Origin of the sequence: Variovorax multivorans (genome assembly GCF_051216835.1) — a bacterium.
Lineage (GTDB): Bacteria > Pseudomonadota > Gammaproteobacteria > Burkholderiales > Burkholderiaceae_C > Variovorax.
This window is the reverse complement of the sequence record NZ_JBPJZL010000019.1, coordinates 17,422-33,145: the sequence shown is the minus strand read 5'-3', so window position 1 is coordinate 33,145 and position 15,724 is coordinate 17,422. Positions and strand designations below refer to the sequence as shown.

The window sequence follows — 15,724 nt, the reverse complement described above, 5'->3', positions numbered from 1 at the left end:
CGGTGGCCCCGAGGCCGAGCGAAGCAAAGGCCCGAGTTGTCTCCAACCCCCTCTGGCTGCGCCGAGGAGCGCAGCGTTTCGCGGATCAGGGCTCGCCCTTGTCTGAGCGAAGCGAGTTTGGGCGAGACCCCGCGAAACGCGAGCACCGCAGGTTGCCCCTTCGCCACGCGAAGGGGTCGCAGACAGTGGGGTCGCCTTTCTTTTGCCTACTTTTCTTTGGCGAAGCAAAGAAAAGTAGGTCGCCCGCCGGGGCGAGTCCCGGCCCCGGAAAGCAAACCCATACCAACGACAAATTCAGCCCCAGCGAGGAACCGCTTCATCCTTCAGTTGCCGCCGCAGCAAGTCGTAGTCAGGCACAACACTCTCAACGGTCTCCCAAAACCGATGCGAGTGATCCATAACCCGCAAATGCGCCAACTCATGCGCAACAACATAGTCGATCACCGGCAACCGAAAGTGAATCAACCGCCAATTCAGCCGAATCGACCCATCAGCACTGGCACTCCCCCAGCGCGTAGAAGCATTCGACAGCGACAACTTCTGCCACTGCACCCCAAGCAACGGCGCAAAGTGATCCAACCGCTCGATGAACAGCTTGCGCGCCTGCCGCATCAACCAGGCCTGCGCCGCATCACGAATCTGCGAAGACTCAGCGTTCTGAGCCACAGCCAACCGCAGCACCCGCGGCCCACCTTCTTCAACAGCGTCGTCAAGCGTGCCGCCAACACTCGCAAAGCCATGCTTCGGATCAAGCCGCATCACAACCGGCTCGCCCAGGAATGGAAACCCGGCCCCATCCTTCCACTCGATGCGAGTGGCCTCGACGCGCGCATGGCGCTGCTGCGTTTCCGTCAGCTTGCGCAGGATCCAGTCCGACTTTTCATGGATAGCCGCATCGACATCGCGCAGCGCCACCCAGCGCGGCGCGCGCACCGACAGTCCTTCGGCCCCGACGAGAAAGCCAATGGTCTTGCGCTTGCCGCGCTTGAATTCATAGGCCACGCGTGCAGAGCCGAGCACCACTTCGCGCGTGGCCTGCGGATGCGCGAAGTTCGCAAGCGTCAGCGTATCGGCCAACGGCACCGCGGGTGGCGCATTGAGGTCGACGGGTGCGGGCGGAGCCAAAGGCACGGCCGGCGGTGCCCCCAGCTTCGGCTTCTTCACCCTGCGCGGTCGCGTTGGTGCGGGCGCTGGCGGAGCGAACTCGCTGCCCAGCCCCTCGAAAAGATCCATCGTGAACCGAAGCAATCCCATGACGGGCTCTCTTTTCCTCTTCAGCTCACCGCTTCTTGCGTGGGCTGCAGAGGGCTGTCGACATACGCCTCGGGGTCGAGACGGCGCATCTCGGCCTCGATCCAGGCCTCGACCTCGCGCATCAACTCGTCAGGCTTGCGGCCTACGCTCGGGATCGCCGGGCCGATGGACACGTCGACCACGCCCGGGCGCTTGATGAAGGCCTTGCGCGGCCACACCTTGGCCGAGGTCACGGCAATGGGAATCACCGGCACGCCGGTCTCGCACGCGAGCCGCGTGCCGCCGCTCTTGTAGGTGCCCTTCTGCCCGCGCGGAATGCGCGTGCCCTCGGGGAACATGATGATCCAGATGCCCTGTGCGAGCAGCTTGCGGCCCTGGTTGACCACCTTGTTGAAGGCCTGCGCTCGCTGGCTGCGGTCGATGTGGATCATGTCCAGCCGCGCCATCGCCCAGCCGAAGAAGGGGATGTAGATCAGCTCCTTCTTGAACACATAGGCCAGCGGGTGCGGCATCAGCGTGGGCATCAGGAAGGTCTCGAGCGTGGACTGGTGCTTCACCAGCAGGACCGCGCCGGCGAGCTTGTCGGTCGGCAGGTTCTCCATGCCGCTCACGCGGGTCTTGATGCCCAGCAGCACGCGCGCGCCGCCGATGGCCCAGCTGAGCCATTGCTCGGCCATCCAGTAGAGCGGAATGCCGCGCTTCCAGAGCGAGCTGACGCACATGATGATGCCCCAGGGGATCACGGTGACGAGCATCCACAACGCGTGGAGAACGGAACGGAAAAACGCCATCAGACAGCCACCTGCAGTGCGGCCCGCGCTTCGCGCGCGAGCAGAAAGTCGACAAAAGCGGCGAGATCGTCGTGAACCAACGTGTTCGCCGGGTATTCGGAAGGCAACGGATCGACGCCGCGGCAAGCCGCGCCCATGCCCGTGAGCAGCAGGTGCGGCTCGCAGCCGGCAGCCGCGCCCGCCTGCAGGTCGCGCAGGCTGTCGCCGCAGGTCGGGGTGCCCTTGAGGTCGATGCCGTAGCGGTCGCCGATCTGCAGGAACAGGCCGGGCCTGGGCTTGCGGCACTCGCAGCCCTCGTCGGGGCTGTGCGGGCAATAGAACACGGCATCGACCTTGCCGCCCACGGCCGCGAGCATCTTGTGCATCTTGGCGTGCATCGCGTTGAGCGAGGCCATGTCGAACAGCCCGCGGCCCAGGCCCGACTGGTTGGAGGCAATCACCACGTGCCAGCCCGCATGGTTGAGCCGCGCCACGGCTTCGAGCGCACCGGACAGCGGCGTCCACTCGATGTCGCTCTTCACGAAGTCTTCGCGGTGCACGTTGATCGTGCCGTTGCGGTCGAGGATGACGAGTTTCATGGTGGTGCCGCTCCTGGGGGAGGCGTCGTGAATGAGCTCAGACAGCCAGCCGTTCGAGCTGCGCCACGCGGTTCATCGCGGTGTGCAGCGACATCAGCAGGCCCAGGCGGTTGAGCCGGAGGTCGGCCTGTTCGGCGTTGACCATCACGCCGTCGAAGAAGGCGTCGACCGGCTCGCGCAGCGCGGCCAGCGTCTGCAGCGAGGCGGTGTAGTCGCCGGCTTCGAACTGTGCGTTGGCAGCGGGCACGACCTGCGCCATGGCTGCGTGCAGCGCCTTCTCGGCGGGCTCCTGCAGCAGCAGCTCGCTGACGTGCGCGTCAGCCTCGGGGGCCTTCTTGAGGATGTTACCGATGCGCTTGTTGGCGGCGGCGAGTGCGGCTGCGGCGGGCAAGGCGGCAAAGGCGCGCACCGCGGCCAGCAGCTTGGGCACTTCGCCCAGGCGCTGCGGGCGCGGAGCCAGCACAGCGTCGACTTCCTGTGCGCTGGCGCCCTGCTCGCGCAGGCTGCCGGCGAGGCGATCGAGGATGAAGTCCTGCAGCTCGCCCGTGGCGCGGCTGCTTTCGAAACCTGCGATGCCGCTGAACTGCGCGGCAGTGTCCTGCAGCAGCGCGTCGAGGCCCAGCGGCAGGTCTTTCTCGATCAGCATGCGGATCACGCCCAGCGCGTGGCGGCGCAGCGCGAACGGGTCGCGGTCGCCGGTGGGCAGGTTGCCGATGCCGAACATGCCGACCAGCGTTTCAAGTTTGTCGGCCAGCGCGACCACGAGGCCCACGCTGTTGCGCGGAAGCTCGTCGCCGGCAAAGCGCGGCTTGTAGTGGTCTTCGATGGCGTCGGCCACCGATGCGTCGAGCCCGTCGTGCAGCGCGTAGTAGCGGCCCATGGTGCCCTGCAGCTCGGGGAACTCACCGACCATGTCGGTCACGAGGTCGGCCTTGGCGAGCTGTGCTGCTTGCGTGGCGTGCGCGGCCAGCGCGGTGTCGCCGATCTTCTCTGCAATGCCGCGCGCGATGCGCATCACGCGCTCCACGCGCTCGCCCTGCGTGCCCAGCTTGTTGTGATAGACCACCTTGCCCAGCGACTCGACGCGCGAGGCCAGCGATTTCTTGCGGTCCTGGTCGAAGAAGAACTTGGCATCGGCCAGACGAGGGCGCACCACGCGCTCGTTGCCTTCGATGACCGCGCTCGCATCAGCGGGGCTGATGTTGCTGACGACCAGGAACTTGTTGGTAAGCCTGCTCGATGCATCGAGCAGCGGAAAGTACTTCTGGTTGGCCTTCATCGTGAGGATCAGGCACTCTTGCGGCACTTCGAGGAACTCGCGCTCGAAGCTGCAGACCAGCACGTTGGGGCGCTCGACCAGCGCGGTCACTTCGTCGAGCAGCGCGTCGTCGTGGATGGGCACGGAGCCGCCACCGACCTTCACCGCGGCCGCTGCAAGCTGGCGCGCGATTTCGGCGCGGCGCGCCTCGAAGCTCGCGATGACGGCGCCGTCTTCCTGCATCTGCAGCGCATAGCTGTTGGCATCGCGCAGCACGACCGGATCGACCGCCGCCTCGAAGCGATGGCCGTGCGTTTCGCGGCCGGCCTTCAGGCCCAGCGCCTCGATGGGCACCACGGTGTCGCCATACAGCGCCACGAGGCCGTGCGCGGGACGCACGAAGCTCACGCTGCTCCAGCCCGGCAGCTCGCAGCCGCTTTCGAGCTGGTAGCTCATGACCTTGGGAATCGGCAGCTTGGCGATCGCCTCGGCCAGCGCCTTCTGCAAGCCTTCGGCCAGCGTGGCGCCCTTGGCGGTGCTTTCGTAGAACAGGGCTTCGGCCTTGCCGTCCATCGTGCGCTTCAGGCCTGGCACGGCCGAGGCGTCGGCGCCGAGCGCGCCCAGGCGCTTGAGCAGCGCGGGCGTGGGCTGGCCGGAGGCGTCGAGCCCCACGGCCACGGGCATGAGCTTTTGCGACACGGCCTTGTCGGCGGCGCGCTCGGCCACGTGCGTGAGGTGCGCGGCCAGGCGGCGCGGCGAGGCGTAGGCGGTGAGCACCGAGCCGGCTTCGGCCAGACCTTGCGCCACCAGTTGTTCGCGCAGCACGCCCGCGAAAGCATCGCCGAGCTTCTTCAGTGCCTTCGGCGGCAGTTCTTCGACAAACAGTTCGACCAGCAGGGAGTTCTTGTTCATGGGGGTCGTCATCGCTCAGGCGGCCTTCTTCGGGGGGATCTGCGCGACCCATTCGCGCGGCGCCATCGGGAAGCCCAGGCGCTCGCGGCTGTCGTAGTAGCTCTGCGCCACGCTGCGCGCCAGGTTGCGGATGCGGCCGATGTAGGCAGCGCGCTCGGTCACGCTGATTGCGCCGCGCGCGTCCAGCAAGTTGAAGCTGTGCGCGGCCTTCAGCACCTGCTCGTAGGCCGGCAACGCGAGCTGCTCGGTCATGAGGTGCTTGGCCTGCTTTTCGTGTGCGTTGAAGGCGGTGAACAGGAACTCGGCGTCGCTGTGCTCGAAGTTGTAGGTCGACTGCTCGACCTCGTTCTGCTTATAGACGTCGCCATAGCTCAGGCCGTCGGTCCAGGTCAGGTTGTAGACGTTGTCCACGCCCTGCAGGTACATGGCCAGGCGCTCCAGGCCGTAGGTGATTTCGCCGGTGATGGGCTTGCAGTCGATGCCGCCGACCTGCTGGAAGTAGGTGAACTGCGTCACCTCCATGCCGTTGAGCCACACCTCCCAGCCCAGGCCCCAGGCGCCGAGCGTAGGGTTCTCCCAGTCGTCTTCCACGAAGCGGATGTCATTCTTCTTCAGGTCGAAGCCCAGGGCTTCGAGGCTGCCGAGGTAGAGCTCGAGGATGTTGGAAGGCGCCGGCTTCAGCACGACCTGGTACTGGTAGTAGTGCTGCAAGCGGTTGGGGTTCTCGCCGTAGCGGCCGTCCTTGGGGCGGCGGCTGGGCTGCACGTAGGCGGCTTTCCAGGGTTCGGGGCCGAGCGCGCGCAGGAAGGTGGCGGTGTGCGAGGTGCCCGCGCCCACTTCCATGTCGTACGGTTGCAGCAGCGCACAGCCCTTGTCGGCCCAGTACGACTGCAGTTTGAGAATGATTTGTTGGAAGGTCAGCATGGCTCTGCGTGAAGGCGGCCGCCCGGTGGGAGAAGAACCCGCGGCGCAACGAACCGGCTATTTTACGAGGCAGCGGGCGGTCAGGAACTGGCCGCTATGCTCGGCCTCCCCTTTTGGAACCCTCGTCGATACGCCGTGATTCGCCTGCCCCTGCCGTCCGCCTGCTCCGCCCATGCCCGTTGAAGATGCCGCATTGATCGCCCTGGGAGAGCGCCTCGGCGCCCAGGCCTGGCCCGGATTCCTGATTCTTCTCGTCGCGCTGACCGCGGCCGCCGGCCTCGCGGCCTGGGGCTTCGAGCACCTGCGGCGCCGGCATGCGGCGCAGCCCGAGCCGGGCGCCGGGCTGCTGTTCGGCGGACTGGCCATCGGCGCGGCGGCGGTGATCGCGCTGGCCTGGGTGTTCGCCGAAGTGGCGGAAGGCCTGGGCGACGGCCGGCCCATGGGCCTGCTGGACGAAACGATCAGCCGCGCCGTGGGCATGCACACGCCGCCGGGCGTGCGGGAGGTGTTCTCGTGGCTCACCCACATGGCCGACCCGATCGTCGCGGTGCTGCTGTGTGCTGGCCTGGCGGTGGCGCTGTGGCTTCGCGGGCACCGCGGTTTCGCGGCTGGCTGGGTCGCGGCCATCGCCGGCAACGGGGTGCTGAACCACGTGCTCAAGCTCATCTTCGAGCGCGCCCGGCCGGTGCACGACTTCGGCTTCGCGCAGGTGTCGGGCTATTCATTTCCGAGCGGCCACAGCTCGGGCTCGATGGTGCTCTACGGCATGCTGGGCTACCTGGGGCTGCGCATGCTGCCGCCGCGCTGGCGGGTGCCGTCGGTGATGGCGGCAACGGCCATGGTCGCCACCGTGGCCTGCAGCCGCATCTTCGTGCGGGCGCACTTTCCGAGCGACGTGCTCGCGGGGCTGTGCTCGGGCGGCGCCTGGCTGGCGATCTGCATCGCGAGCATCGAGTACGCACGGCACCATCGAGGTACAGGTCGCCCATGAAAAAGGCCGCAGCGGCTTTCACCGCTGCGGCCCGATCCGGGAAGGGCGCCGAAGGCACCCCGAGGGAGATCAGTACTCCCAGAAGATGCGCTGCAGTTCCTTGGTGTTGTTGGTCTTGGTGAGAGCCACCATGGCCAGGATGCGCGCCTTCTGCGGGCGCAGGTCGTGCGCCACCACCCAGTCGTACTTGTCGTCGGGCTGCTCGGCATTGCGAATGACGAAGCCGTCGGGCACGCGCGCGCTGCGAATCACGATCACGCCGTCGGAACGCGCCTTCTGCAGGTTCGGAACGATGCGGTCGGCCACCGAGCCGTTGCCCGTGCCGCCGTGGATCAGCGCCTTGGCGCCGCTCTTGGCAATGGCGTCGATGGCCACCGACGACACGCCCTCGTAGCCCATCGCGATCTCGACCGGCGGCAGCGCGGTGATGCTGTCGATGTCGAATTCCGAGTTCATGGTGTGGCGCTTGACCGGTGCGCGGAACCAGTAGTTCTTGCCCTCGACGATCATGCCCAGCGGGCCCCACTGGCTGGAGAACGCATTGGTCTTGATGTTGACGTTCTTGCTCACGTCGCGGCCGCTGTCGATGTTGTCGTTCATCGTCACCAGCACGCCCTTGCCCATTGCGTCCTTGCTGCCCGCCACGTTCACGGCGTCGTACAGGTTGAGCGCGCCGTCGGCCGACAGCGCGGTGCCCGGACGCATCGAGCCGACCACGACGATCGGCTTGTTGGTGTGCACGGTCAGGGTCAGGAAGTAGGCGGTTTCTTCGAGCGTGTCGGTACCGTGGGTGATGACGATGCCGTCGACGTCCGCTTGCTTCGACAGTGCCGAGACGCGCTTGGCCAGCGTCAGCAGGTTGTCGTTGGTCAGGCTCTCCGATGCGACCTGGAACACCTGTTCGCCGCGCACGTTGGCCACCTTGGAGAGCTCCGGCAGGCCGGCGATCAGCTTCTCGACACCAACCTTGGCGGCCGCGTACGTGGCGCTGTTGACAGCCGAGGCGCCGGCCCCGGCGATGGTGCCGCCGGTGGCGAGGATCACCACGTTGGGCAGTGCCTGCTGCGCCTGCGCAAGCGCGCTGGCAGCCAGCAATGCGGCGCCGGCCGCGAAGGCACGGAAACGGGGAGAGAGGTACATGGAGAACTCCTGTGTTGAGGTGGAATTTTTCGGGGCGGCGAGGAAGATACATGAACCGTGCCCGCATGCCCTGCCTGCCCATGCCGGCATGGCATGCGGTCATGCACGAGAGCCGGGACGGCCCGAAAAAGGGCGAGGTATTACCATCGACCGCGCGCCCTGCCGCCCACCGCCATCATGAACGCCGATCCCGCCGCCCTCCCCGTTTCAACCGCCCAGGAAATGCCCGCCCCCGACGGCCCGCTGTCGCGCGCGCGGCCGGGGCGCGAACGCATCATGGCGGCGATCCGCACCGCGGCGGTCGCCGAGTTCAGCCTGCATGGCCTGAAGGGCACCTCGACCCAGGCCATCGCGGCGCGCGCCGGCCTCACCAAGCCCCAGCTGCACTACTACATCGCCGGCAAGGAAGAGCTCTACGAAGAGCTGCTGATGCAGGTGCTGCACGCATGGAAGGTCGTGTTCTCGTTCGAGGACGCGAGCGACCCTGCCACGGTGCTCGGCGACTACATCCGCAAGAAGCTCGACCACGCCATCGACAGCCCCGAGATGTCGCGCATCTTCACGCGCGAGATCCTTGACGGCGGCCGCAACCTCGACCGCTACTGGCCCAACGCGCGGGCCTGGACGCAGAAGAAGGTGGACATCATCAACGGCTGGATCGCGCGCGGGCTGATGCGCCCGCTCGACGCGCGCATCCTGCTGATGCACATCTGGGCCATGACCCAGAGCTATGCCGACTACGCGATCCAGACGCGCGTGATGCTCGGCCTGCCGCCTGACGCGCCCATCGATCGCGAACCGATCGCGCGCGAGCTCGTGAGCTTCGTGCTGAACGGCTGCGGCATCAAGGCCTGAGCAAGCGGCCCTGTCTGGGCCAATCCTTTCTTCTTACTCCTGCGACGCGGTGACTTTCGGCACTGGCGACGCCGCGCCTGCGCGCCTACCTTCGCACGCTCGCTGCCCGGGTTGTCCGGTTGCGGTGAATCACGAACACAAAGGAGAGAGGGATCATGAAAACGAGGATGTTTTTTGCCGCGCTCGCGGCAGCAGCGGCACTGGTGGCCTGCGGCGGAAGCGACGGAGGTGCGGGCTTCGTCACCCTGCCCCCACCCGACCAGAACGCACCGCCGCCACCGCCTCCACCACCGCCGCAGCAGCAGACCAACGCGAAGGTCAGCGGCCGCGTGACGAATGCACTCGACGGCCAGGGCGTCGCGCAGGTCACGGTCACGGCCGCCGGCGTCTCCGCCGTCACGGGTGACGACGGCAGCTACTCGCTCGCCGAGATTCCGCCGAATGCGTCGGTGCTGCTGAGCTTCTCGAAGGCCGGCATGGTGCCGCAGAGCCGGGCCACGGCCGCGCTGAGCGGCTCGGGAGCAGCGACAGTCGTCAACGTGCCGATGCTGCCCGTGGCGGTGACCGAGACCTTCGACGGGCAATCGGCGCACGACGTTGTCGTTCCGGGCTCGACCGCGATGGTCCGCCTGAGCGCCAACTCGCTTCGCCGCCCCGACGGCAGCGCGCCCAGCGGACTGGTGACCGCACGGGTGACGCCCATCGCGCCGGCCAGCGACGTCAACGTGATGCCCGGCAACTACCTCGCCGCCACGGACGGCGGCAGCGCGCCGATGGAGAGCTTCGGCGCGCTCGACGCCAGCTTCACGGATGCCGACGGCACGCCGCTGAACCTGACCGCGGGTTCCAGCGCGACGGTGCGTATCGCCCCGTCCTCGCGCGCCGGCACGCTGCCGCCGTCGGTGCCGCTGTTCTTCTACAACACGGCCACGGGGCTGTGGATGCAGGAAGGCTCGGCCACGCTGCAAGGCACCGCGCCCAACCAGTACTACGAAGGCACGGTGACGCACTTCACCACCTGGAACGCGGACCAGATCTACAACACCGTGCGAATCAATGGCTGCGTGCAGGATGCGACGGGTGCGCGAGTCGCAGGCGCACTGGTGGCTTCCGAAGGCAAGTCGTACACCGGCCAGGCAACTGCGCTGACCAATGCGAACGGCGAGTTCTCGGTGGCCGTGAAGCGCACCAGTTCGGCCTTCGTGGTCGCCACCACCGCCAGCGAGATCTCCAATGCGCCGACGGTGAACGTCGCGGACGAGGACGTGCCGCTGGGCAGCTGCCTCGAACTCACGCGCTCCGCGCTGTCGATCAAGCTGACCTGGGGCGAGCGCCCGCGTGACCTCGACTCGCACACGCTGGGCGCCAACGCCGACGAACACGTCTACTACAGCGACAAGGGCAGCCTCGCGGCCGCGCCTTTCATCGCGCTCGACGTGGACGACGTGGACAGCTTCGGCCCCGAAGTGACGACCTTCGCCAAGCTGGCCAAGAACCGCACCTACCGCTTCTACATCCGCAACTTCTCCGGCACCTTCGATCCGGGACAGACCGGCTCTCCTGCGCGGGTCGAGGTGAGCAACCGGGGGGCGCAGACGGTTTTTTCGCCGCCCGCCGGTGAAAGCAACAGCACGGACTACTGGCATGTCTTCGACGTGCGAACGGACGAAGCCTGCAATGCGTCGATCGTTCCAGTGCAGCAGTTCCTGGCCGATCCGCCGGTGTCGCTCGATACGAGCGGCAACGCGCAGTATTGCAACTGACGCGACGGCGCGAGCACGCGCCCGTCCTACAGCCCGTACACGACCCAGGTGTCGCCCGGCGCTGTAGGCACGCGCAGCGTGTTCTCGCCGACGCGCGCAAAGCGGTACTCGCGCCCGTCGAGCATGATCGACTTCATGTTGGTCCAGACGCGGTAGTCATACCCCTCGGCGGTCGGTGTGACTTGCAGCACGCGGAACACCGGCAGCACGACCACGGTGATGCGCACCCGCGCCGTCGCGGAATTGCTGCCGAAGCCGCTCTCCGCTACACACAGCATCGGCGCGAGCAGCAACGACGCGGCCAGCGCACAGCGCGCCGATTGAAGCCAATTTCCCGTCATAAGGCCCGATCCGTCCGAAGAACATGAGCTTCGGGCGCTGCATCGGCGCCCGACCTCCGGATATCGGCGGAAATGGGAAGAAGTGCAGGGCTCAGGCGGTTTTTTTCTCGGCGGTCCTTCTGGACCCCCGAAGGCGACATTCAGGGCAAGGCCCCTAGTAAGTCACCGTCACCCGCGTCGCGTTGCTGCCGTCGCCGGCCGGAGCGGTTGCGGCCTGCGGCGCAGCGCCGCCAGTGGTCGCCGCCATAGCACCGATCGCGCCGCGCCAGGCGGGGGCGAGGCTGTCGCGGCCATCGGCATCGGTGCCAGCCACCACGAACGACGTTTCTCCGACCTTGTCGAACCGGTACTCGCGCCCCTTGATGAGCACCGACTTCATGTTGGTCCAGACGCGGTACTCATGCCCACCCTTCACGGGCGTGATCTCGAGCACCTTGAAGGTCGGAAGAACGACCATCGTCAGGTTGAACCAGCCCGTGGCGCTGTTCGTGCCGCGCGTCGGCTCCGCGGAACTGAGCTGCAGCGGCAGTGGCAGCAGGAGCAGCAGCACGCCGACGGCGGCCAGCGGTGGCACCGTTCGCGGTGATTGCAGCGCAGCCGCCCTTGCAAAGCGCCTGTTTCCGGACATGGGAACTCCTCCTCGCAACCTGGATGGGAGGCATCGCATCGATGCCCAACCCGGTTTATCGGCAGAGTCTCGGGAAAATGAAGGTAGTCCGGGCGCTATTCTTCGCGCATTGCCTGCAATTTGCCAGCAGGCTTTTCCGTGTCGGCAAAGCCGCCGGCACAGCTCAGTAAGTCACGCCGACCGTCACGACGTCCAGGTAGCTGTCCGGCCGCACGTTGACGCTGGCGCCCAGAACGCGGCCATACAAGGTCAGCGCCTGGACCTGGCCGGTGCCCGTGCCCGCGACGGTGTTGGTTCCCGTGACGCCGCCCCAGGGACTCGTGCGGGCGGCGTTGCTGTAGAGCCGGTAGGCCACCGTGTCGGTGTTGCCGGGCACGCCTCCGGTCGGCGTCATCGCCCCTGCACCGGTGGTCGCGTTGTTGGATGGCGTCAGCGCGACCGTGTAGGCCGTGGGCGTCGTGCAGGTGACGTTGATGGTGCTGATCTGGTCGATGTTGGCCCCGCCCGGGAGGCCCGCGACGGAGCCGAAGTTCAGCGGATCGGCCGTGACCAGGCAGCTCTTGGCGATGGTCGCGCTGACGATGAAGGCGAACTGGTCCGCCACCGCCGTGCCGCATGTCGTCGGCGGGGCGTTCGTGCTCGACGTCAGCGTGATCGAGGTATGGATTCCGGCGAAGTTGTCCTGGTACGCGCCCGGAGGCACGGTGGTCTGCAGGGCAATCAGCTCCCCTCGCATCGTGGTGCTTCCCGAGGAGGTGGTGGACCGGGCAGGAATGGCGATGTTGATGGTGTACGGGTTCGGCACCGCGGCGTTGCCGCTCGAGCCCCAGATCGTGCTGGTCGTCCCCTGGTAGAGCTGGAACTTCAAGGAGTCGCCCGCGCCGCTCTTCATGACGCGCGGATTGAAGTTCGTGAGACCTTCGTTGCCATCGCCGATGTTGAAGCAGACCCTCGCGTACTCGGTAGTGTTGGTGTTGCCGGTCTTGGTGCAGGTGTAGCTCAGCGTGGCGGTGGCGGGCGTGGGCGTGCCGCCGGCGACCAGGTCGACCGTGCCGAAAGCCACGGCCGTCATCGTCGCGGTGCAATTGATTGACGCCTGCGCGCTGCCCGCCGACAGCAGCCACAGCAGTGCGCAGAACAGAGGCAGGCGCAGGGCGCGCAAAGTACTGGTCAGAAGACTCATGGCGTCTTGGCCTCCCTGGCGCAGCGCAGCGGCCCGATCTGCGGGATTGCCACGCCGTCCTTGCGATAGTCGAAGCTGGTCCGGCAGGCGCCGCCGGGCGTCTGCACATCGAGCGTGTTGTGGGCTTGGAGCGATTCGAGATACACCGCGCCATCGAAGCCGACCAGCGCCGGCTCACCATCCTGCCCATTGGCGCGCACGCGGCTGCCCAGCGGCAGGGGCTTGCCCGCCTCGTCCACCAGCAGCAGCGCGGCCGCGCTGACCGGCGTGATGCCGAATCGCACCATCGTGCCGGAGCGGTCGCTCGGCGTGGCGACCGTTTTCACGCGCTCGATCTTCACGTCGGCGGGCAACTGCATCGGATCGATGGACAGCTGGTTGCTCTGGTAGGACCGCAGCGGCGCCACCAGCAGCATGCCCTTGTCGTCCGTGGTGCCGATGTCCCGGTTCTCCAGCCTCACGGGCACGCCGGCAATGCCGTCGGTGGAGACCACCGCGAAGGCGTCGTCGATGCGCCGGGCCGCGAAGGGCTGGCCGCCCATGAACGCGATCGAACCGGTGGCGCCGGCGTAGGCGTAACGGTTGTCGCCGAGCACGCTGATGCCGGCCATGGCGCGGCCATAGCGGCCCAGGTAGTCGATCTCGGCCTGTCCGCCGTTCTGGCCGCCGCCCTGGCGCAGGCCGGCGCGCCAGCCGATGCCGCCGTCGCCCGGCATGGAGCTCTGCGCATCGGCGGTGTAGACGGTCTGGCCGCGGTCGCGCTGGACGCCGGCGCTGGCCGTGACCTTGCCGTCCAGCGCCCAGGTAAAGCCGACGAAAAGGCTGCGTTCCCGGCGGTTGTCCAGGTTCTGGTTGAGGCTCACGTTCATCGAGGCACTGGATCCGATCGCCCTGAACCAATAGACACTGGCCAAGCGCGTCGCCTCCTGCGCCGGATAGCGCAGATAGAGGTAGCTGAGGCCGAAGCTGCCGAAGTCCTTGGTGGTGTAGCCGATCGACGCCCGGCCCGAACCGCTCGGCGGCGCGCTGCCGTACAGGGATGCGACGTCGCGGTACTCGCCGCGCGTGCGCGTGCCCTCGACCGCGAAATTGAACTGGTTGTCGCGCCAGCTGTAGCCCATGCTGAGCAGCGAGCCCCCCTCCCCGCGATAGCTGCTGCGCGCCACGGCGCCAGTGAACACGCCGCTCTGCCCGAGCAGCCATGCGCCGCCGACGCCGCCCTTGACCAGCCCCCTGGTGGCCTCGCCGTGCGCCTCCAGCGTGAAGCTGTTGCTCACGCCGTAACGCCAGACGCCGGTGGCGGCGGGGTCGCTGCCGTAGTCGTTCGAGCGCAGGCCGTAGTTCTTGCGCACCACGCCGAGATCGACGGACCAGTCGGACAGGCCCTCCCCCAGCAGCCGCTGCGTGTCGTACAGCGAGAAATCGAGTGTCGTGGCACGGCCGAAGGCATCGGTGAGAACCACCTGGGCGTTGCCCGCGCCGTTGATGCTCGGAACCGTGTTGAGCTGGAAGGGCCCCGCCGGGACTTGGCCGGTGTATTGGCGCAGGCCGTTGATGTAGAGCTCCACCTGCGAAGGCAGCGTGGCCGACCCCAGGAACGCCGGCAGCGGAGTGGTGGTGCGATAGGGTTGCAGCGAAAAATTGCGCGAAAGCTGGATGCCGCCGATCCGGGTGGAGCGCGACCACGGCAACGATGCGGTGGTGGTGTCGCCCACGCGCAGCGTCAGCATGTCGTCGGGGAACGACTGGCTCCAGGTGGTGTCGAGCCGGACCGAATCGTGCTGCCAGCCTTCGCTGTCGACGCGGGTCGCGCGCGACATCATCGTGCTGCTGAACACGCTGGTTCCGCTGAACGCGCGCACTTCGGCGAGCGCGTTGAGGCTGGAGTTGTTGCCCCGGCCCTGCGTGCCATAGAGGTCGTAGTTGAGCAGCAGGCCGGGCGAGGCGCTGGCCTTCGGCGAGACGACCGTCGACGTGTTGACCACGGTCCTGGGCAGGCGCAGCACGTCGTCGGGGGCGTTGATCGAAAGGGTCTGCCTTGCGGTGTCGTACGACACCTGCACCCCGGGAAGGCTCTTGAGCCGCACGGGATCGGACGCGCCCGCCGGCAGGATGAAGCCCAGTTGCCGCAGCGTGGTGGCACTGGCCCAGAGCTCCTGGCCGCGCAGGCCGAAATGCACCAGCCCCTGCGGGTTGCCGTTGAGGCTCAGCTCCAGATAGAGGTCGCTGCCGGTCGGGCCGGTAAGGTCACTTTCCGCGGCGGACGCGACCAGCCATGAGCTCGGGCCGGCTGCGGCGCCCTCGGCCTGAGCAGCAAACGGCATCAGACCGGGCAGCAGCAGCAGTGGCAACAGGCGCTCAGCGGACGCGTTGAAGCGGCGGGATTTTTTCCTGCGTCGCGTTGCCATTGATCTTCGTTTCCAGAACGCCGCCGCCAGCAAAGGCTTCCGCGGGTGTCTTCAAAGGCCAACGCATGCTCGCACCCGGCAGGACGTAGCCCATCAAGCCGGCATGCACTGCGGTGCGCCGGCCGGCGGTATCGACAAAATCCAGATCGGCAAGCTGGGCGTGCATCCCGCCGCCGTTGGCGACTTCGAGCACCGCCTGGCTGCCTTCGCGGCGCAGCGACCAAGCGAGTTGGGGCGCGGTCGGTTGCGCGCCAGCGGCGGCGATGAAGATGGGCACCGAATAGCGCAGCACGAGCTGCAGGCCCTTCTTTTCCTTCATCTCGACCGGCAGCTCATCGATGATGACCCGGTACGAGTTCTCGGCCGCGCCGGCAGGAACGCCGGTGCGGATGACGCGGATCAGCTGTCGCTCGGACGGGGCCAGCTGCACCATCGGCGGGCTCACGAGGAGTTCGCGCGAGGGCGTCAGCTTTTCGGCTCCGTTCTCCTGCGACCACTGATAGACCCGCACCTGGGCGTGCACCACGTCGTCACCGGTATTGCTGAGCCAGAGACCATCGGCGTTCTGCGTGGCCTGAAGCGTCAGCGTGACCGGAGAAACCTGCAGCCCGCTCGCCGAAGCGACCGCGTGAGCCAGGGCAAACGCGAGGGCAAAGGTGTAGCGAAGCAAGCGGTGCACGGGCAACCCAGGCAATCGA

The 15,724-nt window shown here is 67.2% G+C and carries 14 protein-coding genes; 3 read left to right on the top strand and 11 right to left on the bottom strand.

Annotated features, from left to right (window positions below):
• Nucleotides 1-294: 294 nt before the first annotated feature.
• From ACSFCA_RS32275 to glyQ, 5 genes are read right to left on the bottom strand one after another with little or no spacing between them, the layout of a single operon-like run.
• The gene (locus tag ACSFCA_RS32275; RefSeq protein WP_435462407.1) at nucleotides 295-1,233 is read right to left on the bottom strand and encodes a M48 family metallopeptidase; all 939 of its coding nucleotides are present in this window, start codon (nucleotides 1,231-1,233) and stop codon (nucleotides 295-297) included.
• A 41-nt stretch (nucleotides 1,234-1,274) separates the two neighbouring features.
• Nucleotides 1,275-2,045, bottom strand: coding sequence for a lysophospholipid acyltransferase family protein (locus tag ACSFCA_RS32270; RefSeq protein ID WP_093059866.1), 771 nt, complete (start codon nucleotides 2,043-2,045; stop codon nucleotides 1,275-1,277).
• A complete protein-coding gene (gmhB, locus tag ACSFCA_RS32265; protein ID WP_435462390.1) occupies nucleotides 2,045-2,623 on the bottom strand; it encodes a D-glycero-beta-D-manno-heptose 1,7-bisphosphate 7-phosphatase in 579 nt (192 codons plus the stop codon). The genes ACSFCA_RS32270 and gmhB overlap by 1 nt, the downstream gene beginning before the upstream one ends.
• Nucleotides 2,624-2,660: 37 nt before the next feature.
• Nucleotides 2,661-4,793 (bottom strand): glycine--tRNA ligase subunit beta, encoded by a 2,133-nt coding sequence (glyS, locus tag ACSFCA_RS32260; protein WP_435462391.1) that lies wholly within the window; start codon nucleotides 4,791-4,793, stop codon nucleotides 2,661-2,663.
• A gap of 15 nt (nucleotides 4,794-4,808) precedes the next feature.
• Complete coding sequence (glyQ, locus tag ACSFCA_RS32255; RefSeq protein WP_435462392.1) at nucleotides 4,809-5,717, bottom strand: glycine--tRNA ligase subunit alpha; 909 nt, start codon at nucleotides 5,715-5,717, stop codon at nucleotides 4,809-4,811.
• 172 nt (nucleotides 5,718-5,889) lie between these two features.
• Between glyQ and ACSFCA_RS32250 the strand changes: the two genes are divergently transcribed.
• On the top strand, nucleotides 5,890-6,708 hold the full coding sequence (locus tag ACSFCA_RS32250; protein WP_435462393.1) for a phosphatase PAP2 family protein: 819 nt from the start codon (nucleotides 5,890-5,892) through the stop codon (nucleotides 6,706-6,708).
• Between the two features lie 69 nt (nucleotides 6,709-6,777).
• Here the strand turns inward: ACSFCA_RS32250 and ACSFCA_RS32245 are convergent, their stop codons facing one another.
• A complete protein-coding gene (locus ACSFCA_RS32245) occupies nucleotides 6,778-7,848 on the bottom strand; it encodes an asparaginase (protein ID WP_093059858.1) in 1,071 nt (356 codons plus the stop codon).
• A gap of 177 nt (nucleotides 7,849-8,025) precedes the next feature.
• On the opposite strand from ACSFCA_RS32245, the gene ACSFCA_RS32240 reads away from it, so the two are divergent.
• Nucleotides 8,026-8,703: a TetR/AcrR family transcriptional regulator gene (locus ACSFCA_RS32240; protein ID WP_258352738.1), complete on the top strand. Its 678-nt coding sequence runs from the start codon at nucleotides 8,026-8,028 to the stop codon at nucleotides 8,701-8,703.
• A 155-nt stretch (nucleotides 8,704-8,858) separates the two neighbouring features.
• A complete protein-coding gene (locus tag ACSFCA_RS32235) occupies nucleotides 8,859-10,466 on the top strand; it encodes a carboxypeptidase regulatory-like domain-containing protein (RefSeq protein WP_435462394.1) in 1,608 nt (535 codons plus the stop codon).
• Between the two features lie 26 nt (nucleotides 10,467-10,492).
• Here the strand turns inward: ACSFCA_RS32235 and ACSFCA_RS32230 are convergent, their stop codons facing one another.
• The 5 genes from ACSFCA_RS32230 to ACSFCA_RS32210 form a co-directional block, all read right to left on the bottom strand.
• Nucleotides 10,493-10,807, bottom strand: a complete 315-nt coding sequence (locus ACSFCA_RS32230; protein ID WP_258352736.1) for a hypothetical protein — start codon at nucleotides 10,805-10,807, stop codon at nucleotides 10,493-10,495.
• A 154-nt stretch (nucleotides 10,808-10,961) separates the two neighbouring features.
• Complete coding sequence (locus ACSFCA_RS32225; protein ID WP_435462395.1) at nucleotides 10,962-11,435, bottom strand: hypothetical protein; 474 nt, start codon at nucleotides 11,433-11,435, stop codon at nucleotides 10,962-10,964.
• 163 nt (nucleotides 11,436-11,598) lie between these two features.
• Nucleotides 11,599-12,618: a Csu type fimbrial protein gene (locus ACSFCA_RS32220; RefSeq protein ID WP_354338736.1), complete on the bottom strand. Its 1,020-nt coding sequence runs from the start codon at nucleotides 12,616-12,618 to the stop codon at nucleotides 11,599-11,601.
• The gene (locus tag ACSFCA_RS32215; RefSeq protein WP_435462396.1) at nucleotides 12,615-15,026 is read right to left on the bottom strand and encodes a fimbria/pilus outer membrane usher protein; all 2,412 of its coding nucleotides are present in this window, start codon (nucleotides 15,024-15,026) and stop codon (nucleotides 12,615-12,617) included. The genes ACSFCA_RS32220 and ACSFCA_RS32215 overlap by 4 nt, the downstream gene beginning before the upstream one ends.
• Nucleotides 14,977-15,705, bottom strand: a complete 729-nt coding sequence (locus ACSFCA_RS32210; RefSeq protein ID WP_258355221.1) for a fimbrial biogenesis chaperone — start codon at nucleotides 15,703-15,705, stop codon at nucleotides 14,977-14,979. Before ACSFCA_RS32210 ends, ACSFCA_RS32215 begins: the two co-directional genes overlap by 50 nt.
• Nucleotides 15,706-15,724: the final 19 nt, after the last annotated feature.

Coding starts and splice junctions, on each gene's coding strand:
- ACSFCA_RS32250 (WP_435462393.1), top strand. CDS start 5,890: ATGCCCGTTGAAGATGCCGCATTGATCGCCCTGGGAGAGCGCCTCGGC.
- ACSFCA_RS32215 (WP_435462396.1), bottom strand. CDS start 15,026: ATGGCAACGCGACGCAGGAAAAAATCCCGCCGCTTCAACGCGTCCGCT.
- ACSFCA_RS32235 (WP_435462394.1), top strand. CDS start 8,859: ATGAAAACGAGGATGTTTTTTGCCGCGCTCGCGGCAGCAGCGGCACTG.
- ACSFCA_RS32240 (WP_258352738.1), top strand. CDS start 8,026: ATGAACGCCGATCCCGCCGCCCTCCCCGTTTCAACCGCCCAGGAAATG.
- ACSFCA_RS32225 (WP_435462395.1), bottom strand. CDS start 11,435: ATGTCCGGAAACAGGCGCTTTGCAAGGGCGGCTGCGCTGCAATCACCG.
- ACSFCA_RS32230 (WP_258352736.1), bottom strand. CDS start 10,807: ATGACGGGAAATTGGCTTCAATCGGCGCGCTGTGCGCTGGCCGCGTCG.
- glyQ (WP_435462392.1), bottom strand. CDS start 5,717: ATGCTGACCTTCCAACAAATCATTCTCAAACTGCAGTCGTACTGGGCC.
- ACSFCA_RS32275 (WP_435462407.1), bottom strand. CDS start 1,233: ATGGATCTTTTCGAGGGGCTGGGCAGCGAGTTCGCTCCGCCAGCGCCC.
- ACSFCA_RS32245 (WP_093059858.1), bottom strand. CDS start 7,848: ATGTACCTCTCTCCCCGTTTCCGTGCCTTCGCGGCCGGCGCCGCATTG.
- gmhB (WP_435462390.1), bottom strand. CDS start 2,623: ATGAAACTCGTCATCCTCGACCGCAACGGCACGATCAACGTGCACCGC.
- glyS (WP_435462391.1), bottom strand. CDS start 4,793: ATGAACAAGAACTCCCTGCTGGTCGAACTGTTTGTCGAAGAACTGCCG.
- ACSFCA_RS32270 (WP_093059866.1), bottom strand. CDS start 2,045: ATGGCGTTTTTCCGTTCCGTTCTCCACGCGTTGTGGATGCTCGTCACC.
- ACSFCA_RS32220 (WP_354338736.1), bottom strand. CDS start 12,618: ATGAGTCTTCTGACCAGTACTTTGCGCGCCCTGCGCCTGCCTCTGTTC.